The following is a 15956-nucleotide window of genomic DNA, read 5'->3' as shown; positions in this document are numbered from 1 at the left end:
TCCCACAAGGGGTACTTAAGATGGGTGTCTGTCAGTAGACATCCCGTCGATACCGCCCCTGCTCGATCAGCCGCTCCACTTCCTCGCGCCCCAGCACGTTGTTGAGCACGTGATCCACCCCGGATGCCATGCCCTGCAAGCTGCCGCAGACATAGATCACCGCGCCGTCGGCCAGCCATTGCTTGAGCAGCGCGGCCGATTCCAGCAGGCGGTCCTGGACGTAGACTTTCTGCTTCTGATCCCGGGAGAAGGCCAGGTCAAGGCGTTCCAGGTCGCCTGAGGTCACCCATTCCTGCAACTCATCGCGGCAGTGGAAATCGTGTTCGCGGTTGCGCTCGCCAAACAGCAGCCAGTTGCGCTGCATGCCCTCGGTGACGCGTGCCTTGAGCAGGCTGCGCAGGCCGGCCAGACCAGTGCCGTTGCCCAGCAGTATCATCGGCACACCTTGGGCCGGCAGATGGAAGCTGCTGTTGCGGCGCAGCCGCAGGCTGACGGCGCTGCCCAGTGGTGCGTGTTCGGTCAGCCAGCCGGAACCGACGCCCAGGCTGCCGTCGGCGTGACGTTCCTGGCGCACGATCAGCTCCAGCATACCGTCGGCCGGGATCGAGGCGATGGAGTACTCGCGTATCGCCAGCGGTGCCAGGGCATCCACCAGCGCCTGGGCATGCAGGCCGACCAGATGGGCGCGGTTTTCCGGCAGTTGTCGGGTCGCCAGGGCCTGGTCGAGGCTCTGGGACAGGCCATCGACTTGCACGCGCGCGTGGCCGGAGAGGCCGAGCCCGTCGAGGAAATGCTCGATGGCCAGCAGGTCATTGCGCGGCAGGATTTCCACCAGGTCACCGGCCAGCCAACTGCTCGGGCCGGGGGCGGTGAGGCCCAGCAGGTATACGCCCGAGCCGCTGCTGTCGGGGTTGAGCAGGGTGCGCTGGCTGAGGGTCCAGTTTTCGAAGCTTGGTGCCTGCCAAGTGTCCAGCGGGGCTTGGCCGGTCAGCTCTGCCAATTGTTGTTGCCAGTGCCGCAGGGCGTAAGGATCGCCGCTGTCGACTTCCACCGGCGCGAACAGGGTCTTGCCGCCGTGTTCCGCCAGCCAGGCGTGCAGGCGCCGGGCGAAGCCGCAGAAGTGTTCATATTGCCGGTCGCCCAGGCCCAGCACCGAATACTGCAGGCGCTCCAGGCTCAGGGCCTGGCCCAGCACCTTGCGTTCGAAACCGCGGGCACTGTCCGGCCCTTCGCCGTCGCCAAAGGTGCTGACGACAAACAGCGCATGGGTGGCGTCGTTCAGGTCCTGCTCACGCACACCGGCCAGTGGCTGGACCTTCACGGGCAAGCCGGCGGCCTGGAGTTGACCGGCGGTCTGCCAGGCCAGTCGCTCGGCGAAACCGCTTTGGCTGGCGAAGCCGATCAGCCAGGCCGGCGCATTGCCCGGGTTGGCGATAATGGCCTGGCGGGCGTTTCTGACGTGGCGTTTCTTGCGGCGGCGGTCCAGGTACAGCAACCAGCCGGTGATGAAGAACAGCGGCATGGTCAGCGCGGCGACGGTCATCAGGATCCTCCCGACGAGGCCGAAGTAACTGCCGACATGCAGGGCATAGACACTGGTCAGCAACTGCGCCTTGAGGCTCTTGTCGCTGTAGCGGCTGTGCCGGCTGATGACGCCGGTGGCCGGGTCGAGGGTGAGCTGGTTCAGCGCCCGGTCGTGGGGCGAGTTTTTCAGCAGGTAGAACACGGTCGCCGGTTGCCCGGCCACGGGCGGCATGCGCACGTTATAGGCCGACAGCCCCGGGCCGGCGGCGCTGTAGATGCTGCTCCACATGGCCCGGTAATCGGCCGCGGGAAGTGGGCCGCTCGGCGCCGGGCCGCGATTGCGCACCCGTTCCTCTTTCGGTGAATCGGAAAGCAGGCGGGTCACGCCTTTGTTGTACCACTCGTAGGACCAGGTCAGCCCGGTCAGGGCCGCCAGCAGATAGAACGCCAGGCACCAGGTGCCCGCCACGGAGTGCAGGTCCCAATTGAAGCTCCGGCCTTTTTTCCCCCAGTCGAGGGTCAGCCAGGCGCGCCAGCTTTTCCATTGGCGCGGCCAACGCAGGTACAGCCCGGACAGGCAGAAAAACACCAGGATCAGCGTGCAGGCACCAGTGATTTGCCGACCGACATCATCCAGGGTCAGGACGCGGTGCAACCTGAGCATCAAGCCGAAGAAGTCCTGGCCCGTCACATCGCCCATGAACTGTGCGTTGTAAGGGTTGAAATAACGTATGGCGCCACGTTTTTCCCCAGGAGGCGCCGCAAAGATCACCCGCGCGGCGTTGCCGCTGTCGGTCTCGACCCAGAGCATGGCGACGGTCTTGCCGGAGGTGGCCTCGATCTGTTCCACCAACTCGGCGGGCGGCAGGACGCCGGCCGGCTGCTTCTCGACCATCAGAACCTGTGGATTCAAGGCCCGCAGGATTTCATCCTGGAACGACACCACCGCCCCGGTAACGCCCATCAACGCCAGGACCAGCCCGGCACTGATGCCGAAAAACCAGTGCAACTGGAACAGGGATTTCTTCAACACGTCGCTCGCCTTGTTCATTTACTGTTCATCACGGCGTGCATTATGCCGTGTGTTATCGAGAAGCATTCATAAACACACTCAAAAGGCCCGATCATTTGCATGAGCGGGCCTTTTGCCCGCCGCCGACGACGAAATCCTGTGGGAGCGAGCCTGCTCGCGAAGGGGCCGGCACATCCAAGATCTTCATTGACCGGAACACCGCTATCGCGAGCAAGCTCGCTCCCACATTGGATCTTCAGTAGACACTATATTTGTGTGCATCCAGAGCCCCCCAGTGGGAGCGAGCTTGCTCGCGAAGGGGTCGGCACATCCAATATCTTCATTGACTGGAACACCGCTTTCGCGAGCAAGCTCGCTCCCACAGGGGAAACGCGGTCTCATCGAGAGCCAGGTCGGCTGTTAGGCCGCCTCGTGGTGGACGTTGATCTCGGCGCCCCGTTAACCACGCTGGCTGAACGGAGGCGTTGTGGAGTGGGCAACCCGGCATGGATGCCGGGTTAGCCGGCCATGGATGGCCCTTCGCGGCGGCCCACGGAGCAATGCCTTCGTTCAGGCACACTGAGCCTAGGCGAGGTGCCGAGTGGTGGGGCATACAGCGTTTTGCTTACTTTTGCGCTTCTCAAAAGTGAGCCGCTGTAAGAGCGGAACCGCCTGCGGCCGTTACCGCAGCAACGGATATACACACCAACCCATCCAAAAAAAACGGTGCTTCCCATTTCTGAAAGAAGCACCGTTTTTAACTGAACAACCTTACGCGACAGGGCGAGAACTATAGGGTTCAAGCCCCAAACACATCACACGTAAAACGATTTCAGCGGCGGAAAGCCATTGAATTCCACCGCGCTATAGCTAGTGGTATAGGCCCCGGTCGACAGCCAATACAGACGATCCCCAATAGCCAGGTTCAACGGCAACCCGTACTTGTAGTTCTCATACATGATGTCGGCGCTGTCACAGGTAGGACCGGCGATGACCACTTCTTCCATCTCGCCTTTCTTCTCGGTCCAGATCGGAAACTTGATGGCTTCGTCCATGGTTTCGATCAGGCCGGAGAACTTGCCCACATCCGTGTACACCCAACGCTCGACGGCGGTACGGGACTTGCGCGCCACCAGCACCACTTCGCTGACCAGGATACCGGCGTTGGCGATCAACGAACGGCCCGGCTCCAGGATGATTTCCGGCAGGTCGTCGCCGAAGTCTTCCTTGAGGAAACGGATGATTTCCTCGGCGTAGGTTTCCAGGCTATTGGTGCGGGTGATGTAGTTGGCCGGGAAGCCGCCACCCATGTTGATCAGCTTCAGGACGATGCCGTCTTCTTCCTTCAGACGCTCGAAGATCACCTTGACCTTGGCGATCGCCGCGTCCCAGACGCTGATGTCGCGCTGTTGCGAGCCGACGTGGAACGAAATGCCGTACGGCACCAGGCCCAGGTCGCGGGCCAGGATCAGCAGGTCCATGGCCATGTCGGTCTGGCAGCCGAACTTGCGCGACAACGGCCAGTCAGCGGTGGTCGAGCCTTCGGTGAGGATCCGTACATAGACTTTCGAGCCCGGCGCGGCCTTGGCGATGTTGCGCAGGTCGGCTTCGGAGTCGGTGGCATACAAGCGCACGCCCTTCTCGTAGAAGTAGCGAATGTCGCGGGATTTCTTGATGGTGTTGCCGTAGCTGATCCGGTCCGGGCCGACGCCACGGCTCATGACCTTGTCCAGCTCATAGATCGAGGCGATGTCGAAGTTCGAGCCTTTATCCTTGAGCAGGTCGATGATTTCCACCGCCGGGTTGGCCTTGACGGCGTAGTAGACCTTGGCGAACTCGAAACCGGCGCGCAGGTCGTCATAGGCCTGGGAGATCATCGCGGTGTCGATCACCACGAACGGGGTTTCCTGCTTGTCGGCGAACGCTTTCATTTTCTGGAAGGTTTCGCGCGCAAAATAATCTTCGACCTGGATCGACATACTTGGGACTCCTACTGGCAAACATCAGGATCAATGGGTGTGAGGGCAAGCAGCCCTCGTGAACGTCCTCCGTATCCCCACTTTGGTTCGCCTACTTCCCAAGGCATGTCGCCGAAAGCAAAAAGGCCACGGGATGCGTGATTCCCTTGGCCTTGCTGTCTCGTCGTCAGTACTTGAGCCGGATGGATCGTTTCCAGCATGGACGTTCGGCGCGAACTTTAGGGCGTGAGGGGCCTGAGATCAACTAAAAATGTCGCGTTTTTGCACACATCCGTCGTGCGGCCCGCGACAGCTCATGATGTAACCGACCTGCGTGACAGATTGATGTTCCCTTGGATTGGTTTTTCAAGGCGGTTGATGATCGTTCCCACGCTCTGCGTGGGCATGCAGCCCGGGACGCTCCGCGTCCCCAGAGCCGAACGCGGAGCGTCCGTGGAGGCGTTCCCACGCAGAGCGTGGGAACGATCAGTCAAAGGCTGCTGTGCTCGATCAGGCCAACGCAGTCTCGGCCGGTGAGACAATGCTGGTCTTGCCCCCGCGCGAACGTCCGGAGCTCAGGTACTCGGCAATCGATTCCTGGGTCACTTCCCCGAGGAACACCCGCTCGGCATCCATCACCGGCAGCCACGAGCGGTTGAACTCGTACATGCGCGACAGCAGGATCCGCAGGTGTTCGTCATACGCGGCGGTGGCGTTGAATTCGCGCAGGTATTGTCCGCAGGTGCCGGTCTGGCGGTACAGGTCGCGACGGCGCACATACCCCAGGGCCTTGTTCTCGGCACAGGTGACCACCACGTAGCGACGGTCATGTTCGTCCATCAACTCCAGTGCCTCACCCACTGGCGTCTCGGGGCTGACCGACGGGGCGTTGTCCGCCGCGTCTTCGGCCTTGACCAGCAACAGGCGCTTGAGCGTGCTGTCCTGGCCGACGAAGCTGCTGACGAACTCATCGGCCGGATGGGCCAGCAGTGTGTCCGGGTGATCGAACTGGACCAGCTTGCCAGCGCGGAAGATTGCAATCTTGTCCCCCAGCTTGATGGCTTCGTCGATGTCGTGGCTGACCATGATCACGGTCTTGTTCAACGCCCGCTGCATCTCGAAGAACTCATTCTGGATCATCTCGCGGTTGATCGGGTCCACCGCGCCGAAGGGTTCGTCCATCAGCAGCAGCGGCGCATCGGCCGCCAGGGCACGGATCACGCCGATCCGTTGCTGCTGGCCGCCGGACAGTTCACGGGGGTAGCGATGCAGGTATTGCTTGGGCTCGAGCTTGATCATGCTCATCAGCTCGCGGGCGCGGTCGTGGCATTTCTGCTTGTCCCAGCCGAGCAGGCGCGGGACCACGGTGATGTTTTCCTCGATGGTCATGTTCGGGAACAGGCCGATCTGCTGGATCACATAGCCGATGTTGCGGCGCAGGGTCACTTCGTCCAGGCCGGTGGTGTCTTCACCGTTGATCAACACCTTGCCGGAGGTGGGCGGGATCAGGCGATTGATCATCTTCAGCGTGGTGCTTTTGCCACAGCCCGACGGCCCGAGGAACACGCAGATCTCGCCTTCGTTGACGGTCAGGTTCACCGAGTCCACGGCCTTGACGTCTTTGCCGTTGCTCTTGAAGGTTTTGCTGAGGTTTTGAAGTTCGATCATTTCAATAGTCCTTTTGGGGTCAGCGAGCGTTGCAGCCATTGCAGAAGCAGGTCGGCGAAGATGGCCAGGAGACTGACCAGCACGGCGCCGACGATCAGCATCGACATGTCGCTGCGGCTGATGGAAGCGAGGATGAGCACGCCCAGGCCACCGGCGCCGATGGTGGCGGCGATGGTCATGACGCCGATGTTCATGACCACGGCGGTGCGCACGCCGGCCAGGATCACCGGCACGGCGATGGGCAGTTCGACCATGCGCAGGCGCTGGCCGAAGGTCATGCCGATGCCACGGGCGGCCTCACGGATGCCCGGTTCGACGCCGGTCAGGGCCAGGTAGGTGTTGCGCATGATCGGCAACAGCGAATAGAGAAACACTGCAGTGATCGCCGGCATTGGGCCCAGGCCTTGGCCGAACTTGGAATAGAACGGCAGCAGCAGGCCGAACAGCGCAATCGACGGAATCGTCAGCAGCACCGTGGCGCTGGCCTGCAATGGGCCGGCAAGCGCCGGGAAGCGGGTCATGAAGATGCCCAGCGGCACACCGACAACAATGGCCAAGGTCACGGCGATGCCCACCAGGGTGATGTGCTGCCAGGTCAGGTGCAGTACCAGCGGCCAATCCAGATGGGAAAAGGCGTCAAGAAAATCCATGGCTTTTCCTCCAGGTCATTGGGTTGAGAGCAGCGAATGCTGGCGCAGGAAATCAGCGGCAACGGTGGAAGGGCTTTCGTGGTTGACGTCCACGCGGGCGTTGAGCTGGCGCATGGTTGCGTCGTCGAACAGCTCGGCCAGGGGCTTGAGCTGTTCGGCCAGTTGCGGGTGCGCGTCGAGGTACGCCTGGCGCACCACTGGTGCGGCGGTGTAGTCGGGGAAGTAATGCTTGTCGTCTTCCAGCAACTTCAGCTTGAACGCGTTCAACCGGCCGTCGGTGGTGTACACCAGGCCGGCGAAGACCTGGCCGTTGCGCAGGGCGGTGTAGACCAGGCCCGCGTCCATCTGCCGGATGTTCTTGCGGGTCAGGTTCATGCCGTACTGCTCGACCATGCCCGCCAGGCCGTCTGAGCGGTTGGCGAACTCGGTGTCCAGGGCCACCAGATGATCGTCATCGGCTTCGGCCTGCAGCACCGTGTTCAACTGGCTGATGCTGTTGATCTGCGGGTACTGGCGGGCGATTTTTTCCGGCAGGGCCAGGGCGTAGGTGTTGCTGAATTTCGACGGTGTCAGCCAGACCAGGCCTTTTTTCGCGTCGAGTTCTTTCACCCGGGCGTAGGACTGGGCGCTGTCGAGTTTCTCCGTGACGTGGTTGTAGGCCACCAGCGACACGCCGGTGTATTCCCAGAGCATGTCCAGTTGCCCGGTTTCATGGGCGCTGCGGGCCAGGTTGCTGCCCAGGCCACCGGTAATCTGCGCGTCGTAGCCCTTGCTGCGCAGGTATTGCGCGGTGATTTCCGCCAGCAGCGTCTGTTCGGTGAACACTCGGGCGCCAAGGCGGATCAACGGTTTTTCAGCGGCTTGGGCGAATCCTGCGAACAGCAGGACGCAGCCCAGTATCAAGCTCAACTTCTTCATAAACGATTTCCTTTATCCAGCCGGCTTATGACGGTCGCAGACCGCGTTCCAGCCAGAGGCGGCTGGCCATTGTCACCAGGCCGTCGAGCAGCAGCGCCAGCAGGGCGGTGCAGGCCGCGCCGAGCAACAGCTGCGGCTGGTTGTTCAAGGCGATGCCGGGGAAGATCAGGCTGCCGAGACTGTTGGCGCCGATCAGGAACGCCAGCGGCGCGGTGCCGACGTTGATCGCCAGGGCCACGCGCACGCCACCGACGATGATCGGCACGGCGTTGGGCAACTCGACTTTCCACAGTACCTGGCGCGGGGTCATGCCGATGCCGACGGCGGCTTCCTTGAGGGAGCCCTGGACGTTTTTCAGGCCTTCATAGGTGTTGCGCACGATGGGCAACAGCGAGGCGAGGAACAGGGCGAAGATGGCGGGACCGCTGCCGATGCCCAGGATGCCCAGGGCGATGGCCAGCACGGCCAGGGGCGGCACAGTGTTGCCGATGTTGAACACTTGCATGAAGCGTTCGGCGCGCCCGACCATGCCGGGGCGGCTGAGGGCGATGCCGGCGGGAATGCCCACGAGCAGGGCCGCCAGCATGGAGGCCAGTACCAGCAGCAGGTGCGCTTGCAGGTAGAACAGCAGATCGTCGTGGTAGCGTTGGATCGTATCGATGCCGATCCAGTGGACCAACAGGGCCAGGAGCGCGACGACGACCGCACCCCCGATAAGCCCTTTGCCATAGCGGATAGCCACAGGCGGACTCCTTTGTCTTTCAGTCGGCGCACGCTTTCCCGGGCGGCAAACCATCACTGGTTGCCGGGAAAACGTTCGCGAGAAGCAGCTCTTTTCCATACCGGTAAAACGGCAGGTAAATCGAGCCATGAGCGCAGCCTCGTCAGGCTAACTTGCTGATTTTTCAGACCCTGACGAATAGCCGTAACAGGGTGGTGGACGCCTCCACACTGCTAAAGGTTCCCATGGCGGGGAAGATCTGGCCACCCTGGATGTGCTCAACGGTTCGGTTCCTGGCACAAGTTGAGCTATAATCGCCGCCCTTTTTTGAATCACCTGCCAGGCGATTTCCCATGACCAACCAGGCCGCCGAAGTCGCGAAACGCCGCACTTTCGCCATTATTTCCCACCCCGATGCCGGTAAGACCACCATCACCGAGAAGCTCTTGCTGATGGGCAAGGCGATTGCGGTCGCCGGCACGGTGAAATCTCGCAAATCCGACCGCCATGCCACCTCCGACTGGATGGAAATGGAAAAGCAACGGGGTATTTCCATTACCACGTCGGTCATGCAGTTCCCGTATCGCGATCACATGATCAACCTGCTCGACACCCCGGGCCACGAAGACTTCTCCGAAGACACCTACCGCACCCTGACGGCAGTGGACTCGGCGCTGATGGTCCTCGACGGCGGTAAAGGCGTCGAACCACGGACCATCGCGCTGATGGACGTCTGCCGTCTGCGGGACACGCCGATTGTCAGCTTCATCAACAAACTCGACCGCGACATCCGCGACCCGATCGAACTGCTCGACGAGATCGAAGCAGTCCTGAAGATCAAGGCCGCGCCGATCACCTGGCCGATCGGTTGCTACCGCGACTTCAAGGGCGTGTACCACCTGGCCGACGACTACATCATCGTCTACACCGCTGGTCACGGGCACGAGCGCACCGACGTCAAGATCATCGAGAAGCTCGACTCCGACGAGGCGCGCGCGCACCTGGGCGACGAGTACGATCGTTTCGTCGAGCAACTGGAACTGGTGCAGGGCGCCTGCCATGAGTTCAATCAGCAGGAGTTCCTCGACGGTCAACTGACCCCGGTGTTCTTCGGTACCGCCCTGGGCAACTTCGGTGTGGACCATGTGCTCGACGCCGTGGTCGATTGGGCCCCGCGCCCGCTGGCCCGTGTCGCCAACGAGCGCACCGTGGAGCCGGTGGAAGAGAAGTTCTCGGGCTTCGTGTTCAAGATCCAGGCGAACATGGACCCCAAGCACCGCGACCGTATCGCCTTCATGCGCATCTGCTCCGGCAAATACGAAAAGGGCATGAAGATGCGCCACGTGCGCACCGGCAAGGACGTGCGCATCGGCGACGCCTTGACGTTCTTCTCCTCGGAACGCGAGCAACTGGAAGAGGCTTTTGCCGGTGACATCATCGGCCTGCATAACCACGGCACCATCCAGATCGGCGACACCTTCACCGAAGGCGAAACCCTGGGCTTTACCGGCATCCCGCACTTCGCCCCGGAACTGTTCCGCCGCGTACGCCTGAAGGATCCGCTCAAGTCCAAGCAACTGCGCCAGGGTCTCCAGCAACTGGCCGAAGAGGGCGCCACCCAGGTGTTCTTCCCGACCCGCAGCAACGACATCATCCTCGGTGCTGTCGGTGTGCTGCAGTTCGACGTCGTCGCCAGCCGCTTGAAAGAGGAATACAAGGTCGAGTGCTCCTACGAGCCGATCACCGTGTACTCCGCTCGTTGGATCGAATGCGGCGACAAAAAGAAACTCGAGGAATTCTCCAACAAGGCCGTGGAAAACCTCGCGCTGGACGGCGGCGGTCACCTGACCTACCTGGCCCCGACCCGAGTCAACCTGGCACTGATGGAAGAGCGCTGGCCGGACGTGAAATTCCGCGCGACGCGTGAGCATCACTAAGCGCTGAGTGTTGAAACCGAAACCCCGTTGCGAAAGCTGCGGGGTTTTTTATGGCTTGTCCCATGTCCTGAACATGAATAATTAACTGTGGGAGCGAGCCTGCTCGCGATAGCGGCGTGTCAGCTGGAATTGATGTTGGATGTGCCGGCCTCTTCGCGGGCAAGCCTTGCTCCCACACTGGATCTTCAGTGGACAAGAAATTTATGTTTGGCACAGTTCCCTCTGTGGGAGCGAGCTTGCTCGCGATAGCGGTGGGTCAGCTTGCCTGGATGTTGGATGTACCGGCCTCTTCGCGGGCAAGCCCGCTCCCACACTGGATCTTCAGTGGGCAAGAAATTTATGTTTGGCACAGTTCCCTCTGTGGGAGCGAGCTTGCTCGCGATAGCGGTGGGTCAGCTTGCCCGGATGTTGGATGTACCGCCGCCATCGCGGGCAAGCCTTGCTCCCACACTGGATCTTCAGTGGACAAGAAACTTGTGCTCGGCACAGTTCCCTCTGTGGGAGCAAAGCTTGCTCGCGATAGCGGTGGGTCAGCTTGCCCGGATGTTGGATGTACCGCCGCCATCGCGGGCAAGCCTTGCTCCCACACTGGATCTTCAGTGGACAAGAAACTTGTGCTCGGCACAGTTTCCTCTGTGGGAGCGAGCTTGCTCGCGATAGCGGTGGGTCAGCTTGCCTGGATGTTGGATGTACCGGCCTCTTCGCGGGCAAGCCCGCTCCCACACTGGATCTTCAGTGGGCAAGAAATTTATGTTTGGCACAGTTCCCTCTGTGGGAGCGAGCTTGCTCGCGATAGCGGTGGGTCAGCTTGCCCGGATGTTGGATGTACCGCCGCCATCGCGGGCAAGCCTTGCTCCCACACTGGATCTTCAGTGGACAAGAAACTTGTGCTCGGCACAGTTCCCTCTGTGGGAGCAAAGCTTGCTCGCGATAGCGGTGGGTCAGCTTGCCCGGATGTTGGATGTACCGCCGCCATCGCGGGCAAGCCTTGCTCCCACACTGGATCTTCAGTGGACAAGAAACTTGTGCTCGGCACAGTTCCCTCTGTGGGAGCAAAGCTTGCTCGCGATAGCGGCGTGTCAGCTGGAATTGATGTTGGATATGCCGGCCTCTTCGCGGGCAAGCCTTGCTCCCACACTGGATCTTCAGTGGACAAGAAACTTGTGTTTGGCACAGTTTCCTCTGTGGGAGCGAGCTTGCTCGCGATAGCGGTGGGTCAGCTTGCATTGATGTTGGATGTACCGGCCTCTTCGCGGGCAAGCCCGCTCCCACACTGGATCTTCAGTGGGCAAGAAATTTATGTTTGGCACAGTTCCCTCTGTGGGAGCGAGCTTGCTCGCGATAGCGGTGGGTCAGCTTGCCCGGATGTTGGATGTACCGCCGCCATCGCGGGCAAGCCTTGCTCCCACACTGGATCTTCAGTGGACAAGAAACTTGTGCTCGGCACAGTTCCCTCTGTGGGAGCAAAGCTTGCTCGCGATAGCGGTGGGTCAGCTTGCCTGGATATTGGATGTACCGGCCTCTTCGCGGGCAAGCCCGCTCCCACACTGGATCTTCAGTGGGCAAGAAATTTATGTTTGGCACAGTTCCCTCTGTGGGAGCGAGCTTGCTCGCGATAGCGGTGGGTCAGCTTGCCCGGATGTTGGATGTACCGCCGCCATCGCGGGCAAGCCTTGCTCCCACACTGGATCTTCAGTGGACAAGAAACTTGTGCTCGGCACAGTTCCCTCTGTGGGAGCGAGCTTGCTCGCGATAGCGGTGGGTCAGCTTGCATTGATGTTGGATGTACCGGCCTCTTCGCGGGCAAGCCTTGCTCCCACACTGGATCTTCAGTGGACAAGAAACTTGTGTTCGGCACAGATCCCTCTGTGGGAGCGAGCTTGCTCGCGATAGCGGTGGGTCAGCTTGCATTGATGTTGGATGTACCGGCCTCTTCGCGGGCAAGCCTTGCTCCCACACTGGATCTTCAGTGGGCAAGAAACTTGTGTTTGGCACAGTTTCCTCTGTGGGAGCAAAGCTTGCTCGCGATAGCGGTGGGTCGGCTTGCCTGGATATTGGATGTGCCGGCCTCTTCGCGGGCAAGCCCGCTCCCACACTGGATCTTCAGTGGACAAGAAACTTGTGCTCGGCACAGTTTCCTCTGTGGGAGCAAAGCTTGCTCGCGATAGCGGTGGGTCGGCTTGCCTGGATATTGGATGTGCCGGCCTCTTCGCGGGCAAGCCCGCTCCCACACTGGATCTTCAGTGGACAAGAAACTTGTGTTCGGCACAGTTCCCTCTGTGGGAGCAAAGCTTGCTCGCGATAGCGGTGGGTCGGCTTGCCTGGATATTGGATGTACCGGCCTCTTCGCGGGCAAGCCCGCTCCCACACTGGATCTTCAGTGGACAAGAAACTTGTGTTTGGCACAGTTTCCTCTGTGGGAGCAAAGCTTGCTCGCGATAGCGGTGGGTCAGCTTGCCCGGATGTTGGATGTACCGCCGCCATCGCGGGCAAGCCTTGCTCCCACACTGGATCTTCAGTGGACAAGAAACTTGTGTTTGGCACAGTTTCCTCTGTGGGAGCAAAGCTTGCTCGCGATAGCGGCGTGTCAGCTGGAATTGATGTTGGATATGCCGGCCTCTTCGCGGGCAAGCCTTGCTCCCACACTGGATCTTCAGTGGACAAGAAACTTGTGCTCGGCACAGTTTCCTCTGTGGGAGCAAAGCTTGCTCGCGATAGCGGTGGGTCGGCTTGCCTGGATATTGGATGTGCCGGCCTCTTCGCGGGCAAGCCTTGCTCCCACACTGGATCTTCAGTGGACAAGAAACTTGTGTTTGGCACAGTTCCCTCTGTGGGAGCAAAGCTTGCTCGCGATAGCGGTGGGTCAGCTTGCATTGATGTTGGATGTACCGGCCTCTTCGCGGGCAAGCCTTGCTCCCACACTGGATCTTCAGTGGACAAGAAACTTGTGTTTGGCACAGTTTCCTCTGTGGGAGCAAAGCTTGCTCGCGATAGCGGTGGGTCAGCTTGCCTGGATGTTGGATGTGCCGGCCTCTTCGCGGGCAAGCCTTGCTCCCACATAGGTTCCTGGCGTTAGTAGGTTTGGAGATAACGCTTATTCGAAACCAATCTGTCGGGCTATGGCATTTCTGTCTGTTCTGGAGCGTCCTATCTGGTGAACCGGCCTGTTCAGAACTAGATTTTCTTGAGCGCCGTCAGGTCCCGGCTTTATCCGGAAAAGAAGGAATTGGCTATGAACAAGCTGCTACGCATGATGTTTTTGCTGAAGGTCTTGGTGATGCTGTCCCTGGGCTCCACCGCCGCTTGGGCGGAATGCGATGAGCACGAGCAGCACGCATCGAGTGGCTCGGTGGCGCAGGGTGAGTTGATGCTTGCTGCGTCCGATTCGGATGCCGGTGATCCGGATGATGGCGAGGACGATGATGGCGCGCCAATCGATACGCCGGACGGTGATGAAGATGAAAATGAAGAGGATGATAGCCAGACGTAGGTCTCTAACCTAAAGAAAACCCCTCCAGCCCAACTGATACTCAGTCGTGACTGGAGGGGTTTTTCATGCCTGATGCATTACCCAGTGCATGGGTTGAACCTGTGGATGATCAGGCCTTGCTCATGCCGCGCCATCGAGGAACTGCTCGGCGTAGTGACACGCCACCAGGCGGTTATCGAGCGGCCGCAACGCCGGTTCTTCGGTCTTGCAGCGCTCGGTGGCGTACGGGCAGCGCTTGTGGAAGGCGCAGCCGGACGGTGGGTTGAGCGGGTTGGGCAGTTCGCCGACGATCTTGATCTTCGGCTTGTTCGGGTCCGGGTGGATGGTCGGGGTGGCCGACAGCAGCGCCTGGGTGTACGGGTGCAGCGGGCGGCTGTAGATGGACTCGTTGGGGCCCATTTCCACCGGGCGACCGAGGTACATCACCATCACGTCGTCAGCCACGTGCTGCACCACCGCCAGGTTGTGGGAAATGAACACGTAGGCGGTGTTGAATTCCTGCTGCAGGTCCATGAACAGGTTCAGCACCTGGGCCTGGATCGACACGTCCAGCGCCGACGTCGGTTCGTCCGCCACCAGCACCTTGGGTTGCAGCATCATGGCGCGGGCCAGGGCGATGCGCTGGCGCTGGCCACCGGAGAACATGTGCGGGTAGCGCTGGTAATGCTCGGGGCGCAGGCCCACCTGCTTCATCATCGCCTGGACTTTTTCCCGCCGCTCGGTGGCCGACAGGCTGGTGTTGATCAGCAACGGTTCGGCCAGCTGATCACCGATTTTCTGCCGTGGGTTGAGGGACGCGTACGGGCTCTGGAAGACCATCTGCACGTCTTTGCGCAATTGCTTGCGTTCGGCCTTGTTGGCGCCGGTCACTTCCTGGCCGGCGATTTTCAGGGAGCCGGAGGATGGCTCTTCGATCAGCGTCAGGGCCCGGGCGAGGGTGGATTTGCCGCAACCGGATTCGCCCACCACGGCCAGGGTCTTGCCGGCTTCCAGTTCGAACGACACGCCGTTGAGGGCGCGCACGGTCGCATGGCCCTTGAACATGCCGCGGGACACTTCGTAATGACGGGTCAGGTCACGGGCGGTAAGTACGACGGCCATCACGCCACCTCCTGGTTCAACGGGTAGAAGCAGCGGGCGAGGCTGTTGGATTTCGGGTCAAGGGCCGGGCGTTGTTGACGGCAGTTGTCCTGCACGTACGGGCAGCGCGGCGACAGCAGGCAACCTTGTGGGCGGTCGTAGCGACCGGGCACGATGCCGGGCAAGGTCGCCAGGCGCTCGGCGCCCATGCTGTGCTCCGGAATCGCCGCCAGCAGCGCTTCGCTGTACGGGTGGGCGGGGATGTCGAACAGCTGCGGCACCTTGCCCACTTCCACCGCCTGACCGGCGTACATCACACACACGCGCTGGGCGGTTTCAGCCACCACGGCGAGGTCGTGGGTGATCAGCACCAGGCCCATGTTCTGCTCTTTTTGCAGGGCCAGCAGCAGGTCCATGATCTGCGCCTGGATGGTCACGTCCAGGGCGGTGGTCGGTTCGTCGGCGATCAGCAGCTTCGGCTCGCCGGCAATCGCCATGGCAATCGCCACGCGCTGGCTCATGCCGCCGGACAGTTGATGCGGGTAGGCGTCCATGCGGCTGGCGGCGCCTGGGATCTCGACTTTTTCCAGCAGTTCGATGGCGCGCTTGCGGGCGGCCTTGCCGGACAACTTCAGGTGCAGGCGCAGGACTTCTTCGATCTGGAAACCCACGGTGTAGCTAGGGTTGAGGGCGGTCATCGGGTCCTGGAAGACCATCGCCAGGTCCTTGCCGACGATCTGCCGGCGCTGGCGGTTGCTCAGCTTGAGCATGTTCTTGCCGTCGAAGTTCAGCGCATCGGCGGTGACGATGCCGGGGTGCTCGATCAGCCCCATCAGCGCCATCATGGTCACGGATTTACCCGAGCCCGATTCGCCGACGATGGCCAGGACTTCGCCTTTTTCCACAGTCAGGTCCAGGCCGTCGACCACCGGCACAGCGGTGGCGTCGCCGAAGCGGACGTTGAGATTCTTGATTTCTAGCAGTGACATGGGAATCTC

General features: G+C 61.1%; 10 protein-coding genes. 2 read left to right on the top strand and 8 right to left on the bottom strand.

The genetic code is table 11. The features are described 5' to 3' along the window. Positions 1-31: 31 nt before the first annotated feature. The 6 genes from AB4O09_RS26400 to AB4O09_RS26375 form a co-directional block, all read right to left on the bottom strand. Entirely contained in the window at positions 32-2557 is a 2526-nt protein-coding gene (locus tag AB4O09_RS26400) for a PepSY domain-containing protein (protein ID WP_028237546.1), read from the bottom strand. A 794-nt stretch (positions 2558-3351) separates the two neighbouring features. Continuing rightward, on the bottom strand, positions 3352-4515 hold the full coding sequence (locus AB4O09_RS26395; RefSeq protein WP_003197753.1) for a type III PLP-dependent enzyme: 1164 nt from the start codon (positions 4513-4515) through the stop codon (positions 3352-3354). 489 nt (positions 4516-5004) lie between these two features. Next, on the bottom strand, positions 5005-6162 hold the full coding sequence (locus AB4O09_RS26390) for an osmoprotectant ABC transporter ATP-binding protein OsmV (protein ID WP_003197755.1): 1158 nt from the start codon (positions 6160-6162) through the stop codon (positions 5005-5007). After that, the gene (locus tag AB4O09_RS26385; RefSeq protein ID WP_003197757.1) at positions 6159-6812 is read right to left on the bottom strand and encodes an ABC transporter permease; all 654 of its coding nucleotides are present in this window, start codon (positions 6810-6812) and stop codon (positions 6159-6161) included. Before AB4O09_RS26385 ends, AB4O09_RS26390 begins: the two co-directional genes overlap by 4 nt. 15 nt (positions 6813-6827) lie before the next feature. Next, positions 6828-7730, bottom strand: coding sequence for a glycine betaine ABC transporter substrate-binding protein (locus AB4O09_RS26380; protein ID WP_003197759.1), 903 nt, complete (start codon positions 7728-7730; stop codon positions 6828-6830). A 25-nt stretch (positions 7731-7755) separates the two neighbouring features. Beyond that, complete coding sequence (locus tag AB4O09_RS26375; protein WP_003197761.1) at positions 7756-8472, bottom strand: ABC transporter permease; 717 nt, start codon at positions 8470-8472, stop codon at positions 7756-7758. Positions 8473-8804: 332 nt separating this feature from the next. Here AB4O09_RS26375 and AB4O09_RS26370 point away from each other — a divergent pair, with 332 nt between their 5' ends. Both AB4O09_RS26370 and AB4O09_RS26365 read left to right on the top strand, forming a co-directional pair. Next, positions 8805-10388, top strand: a complete 1584-nt coding sequence (locus AB4O09_RS26370) for a peptide chain release factor 3 (RefSeq protein WP_003197764.1) — start codon at positions 8805-8807, stop codon at positions 10386-10388. A gap of 3232 nt (positions 10389-13620) precedes the next feature. Continuing rightward, positions 13621-13878: a hypothetical protein gene (locus AB4O09_RS26365; RefSeq protein ID WP_003197766.1), complete on the top strand. Its 258-nt coding sequence runs from the start codon at positions 13621-13623 to the stop codon at positions 13876-13878. A gap of 120 nt (positions 13879-13998) precedes the next feature. Here the strand turns inward: AB4O09_RS26365 and AB4O09_RS26360 are convergent, their stop codons facing one another. Together AB4O09_RS26360 and AB4O09_RS26355 are read right to left on the bottom strand one after the other, a co-directional pair. After that, positions 13999-14979 carry a peptide ABC transporter ATP-binding protein gene (locus tag AB4O09_RS26360; protein ID WP_028237338.1) on the bottom strand — a complete coding sequence of 327 codons (981 nt, stop codon included), beginning with the start codon at positions 14977-14979 and terminating at the stop codon, positions 13999-14001. Further along, positions 14979-15947, bottom strand: a complete 969-nt coding sequence (locus AB4O09_RS26355) for an ABC transporter ATP-binding protein (protein ID WP_003197769.1) — start codon at positions 15945-15947, stop codon at positions 14979-14981. The genes AB4O09_RS26360 and AB4O09_RS26355 overlap by 1 nt, the downstream gene beginning before the upstream one ends. Positions 15948-15956: the final 9 nt, after the last annotated feature.

The organism is Pseudomonas sp. H1_F01 (genome assembly GCF_054681425.1).
This window is presented reverse-complemented; position numbering and strand designations above follow the sequence as displayed.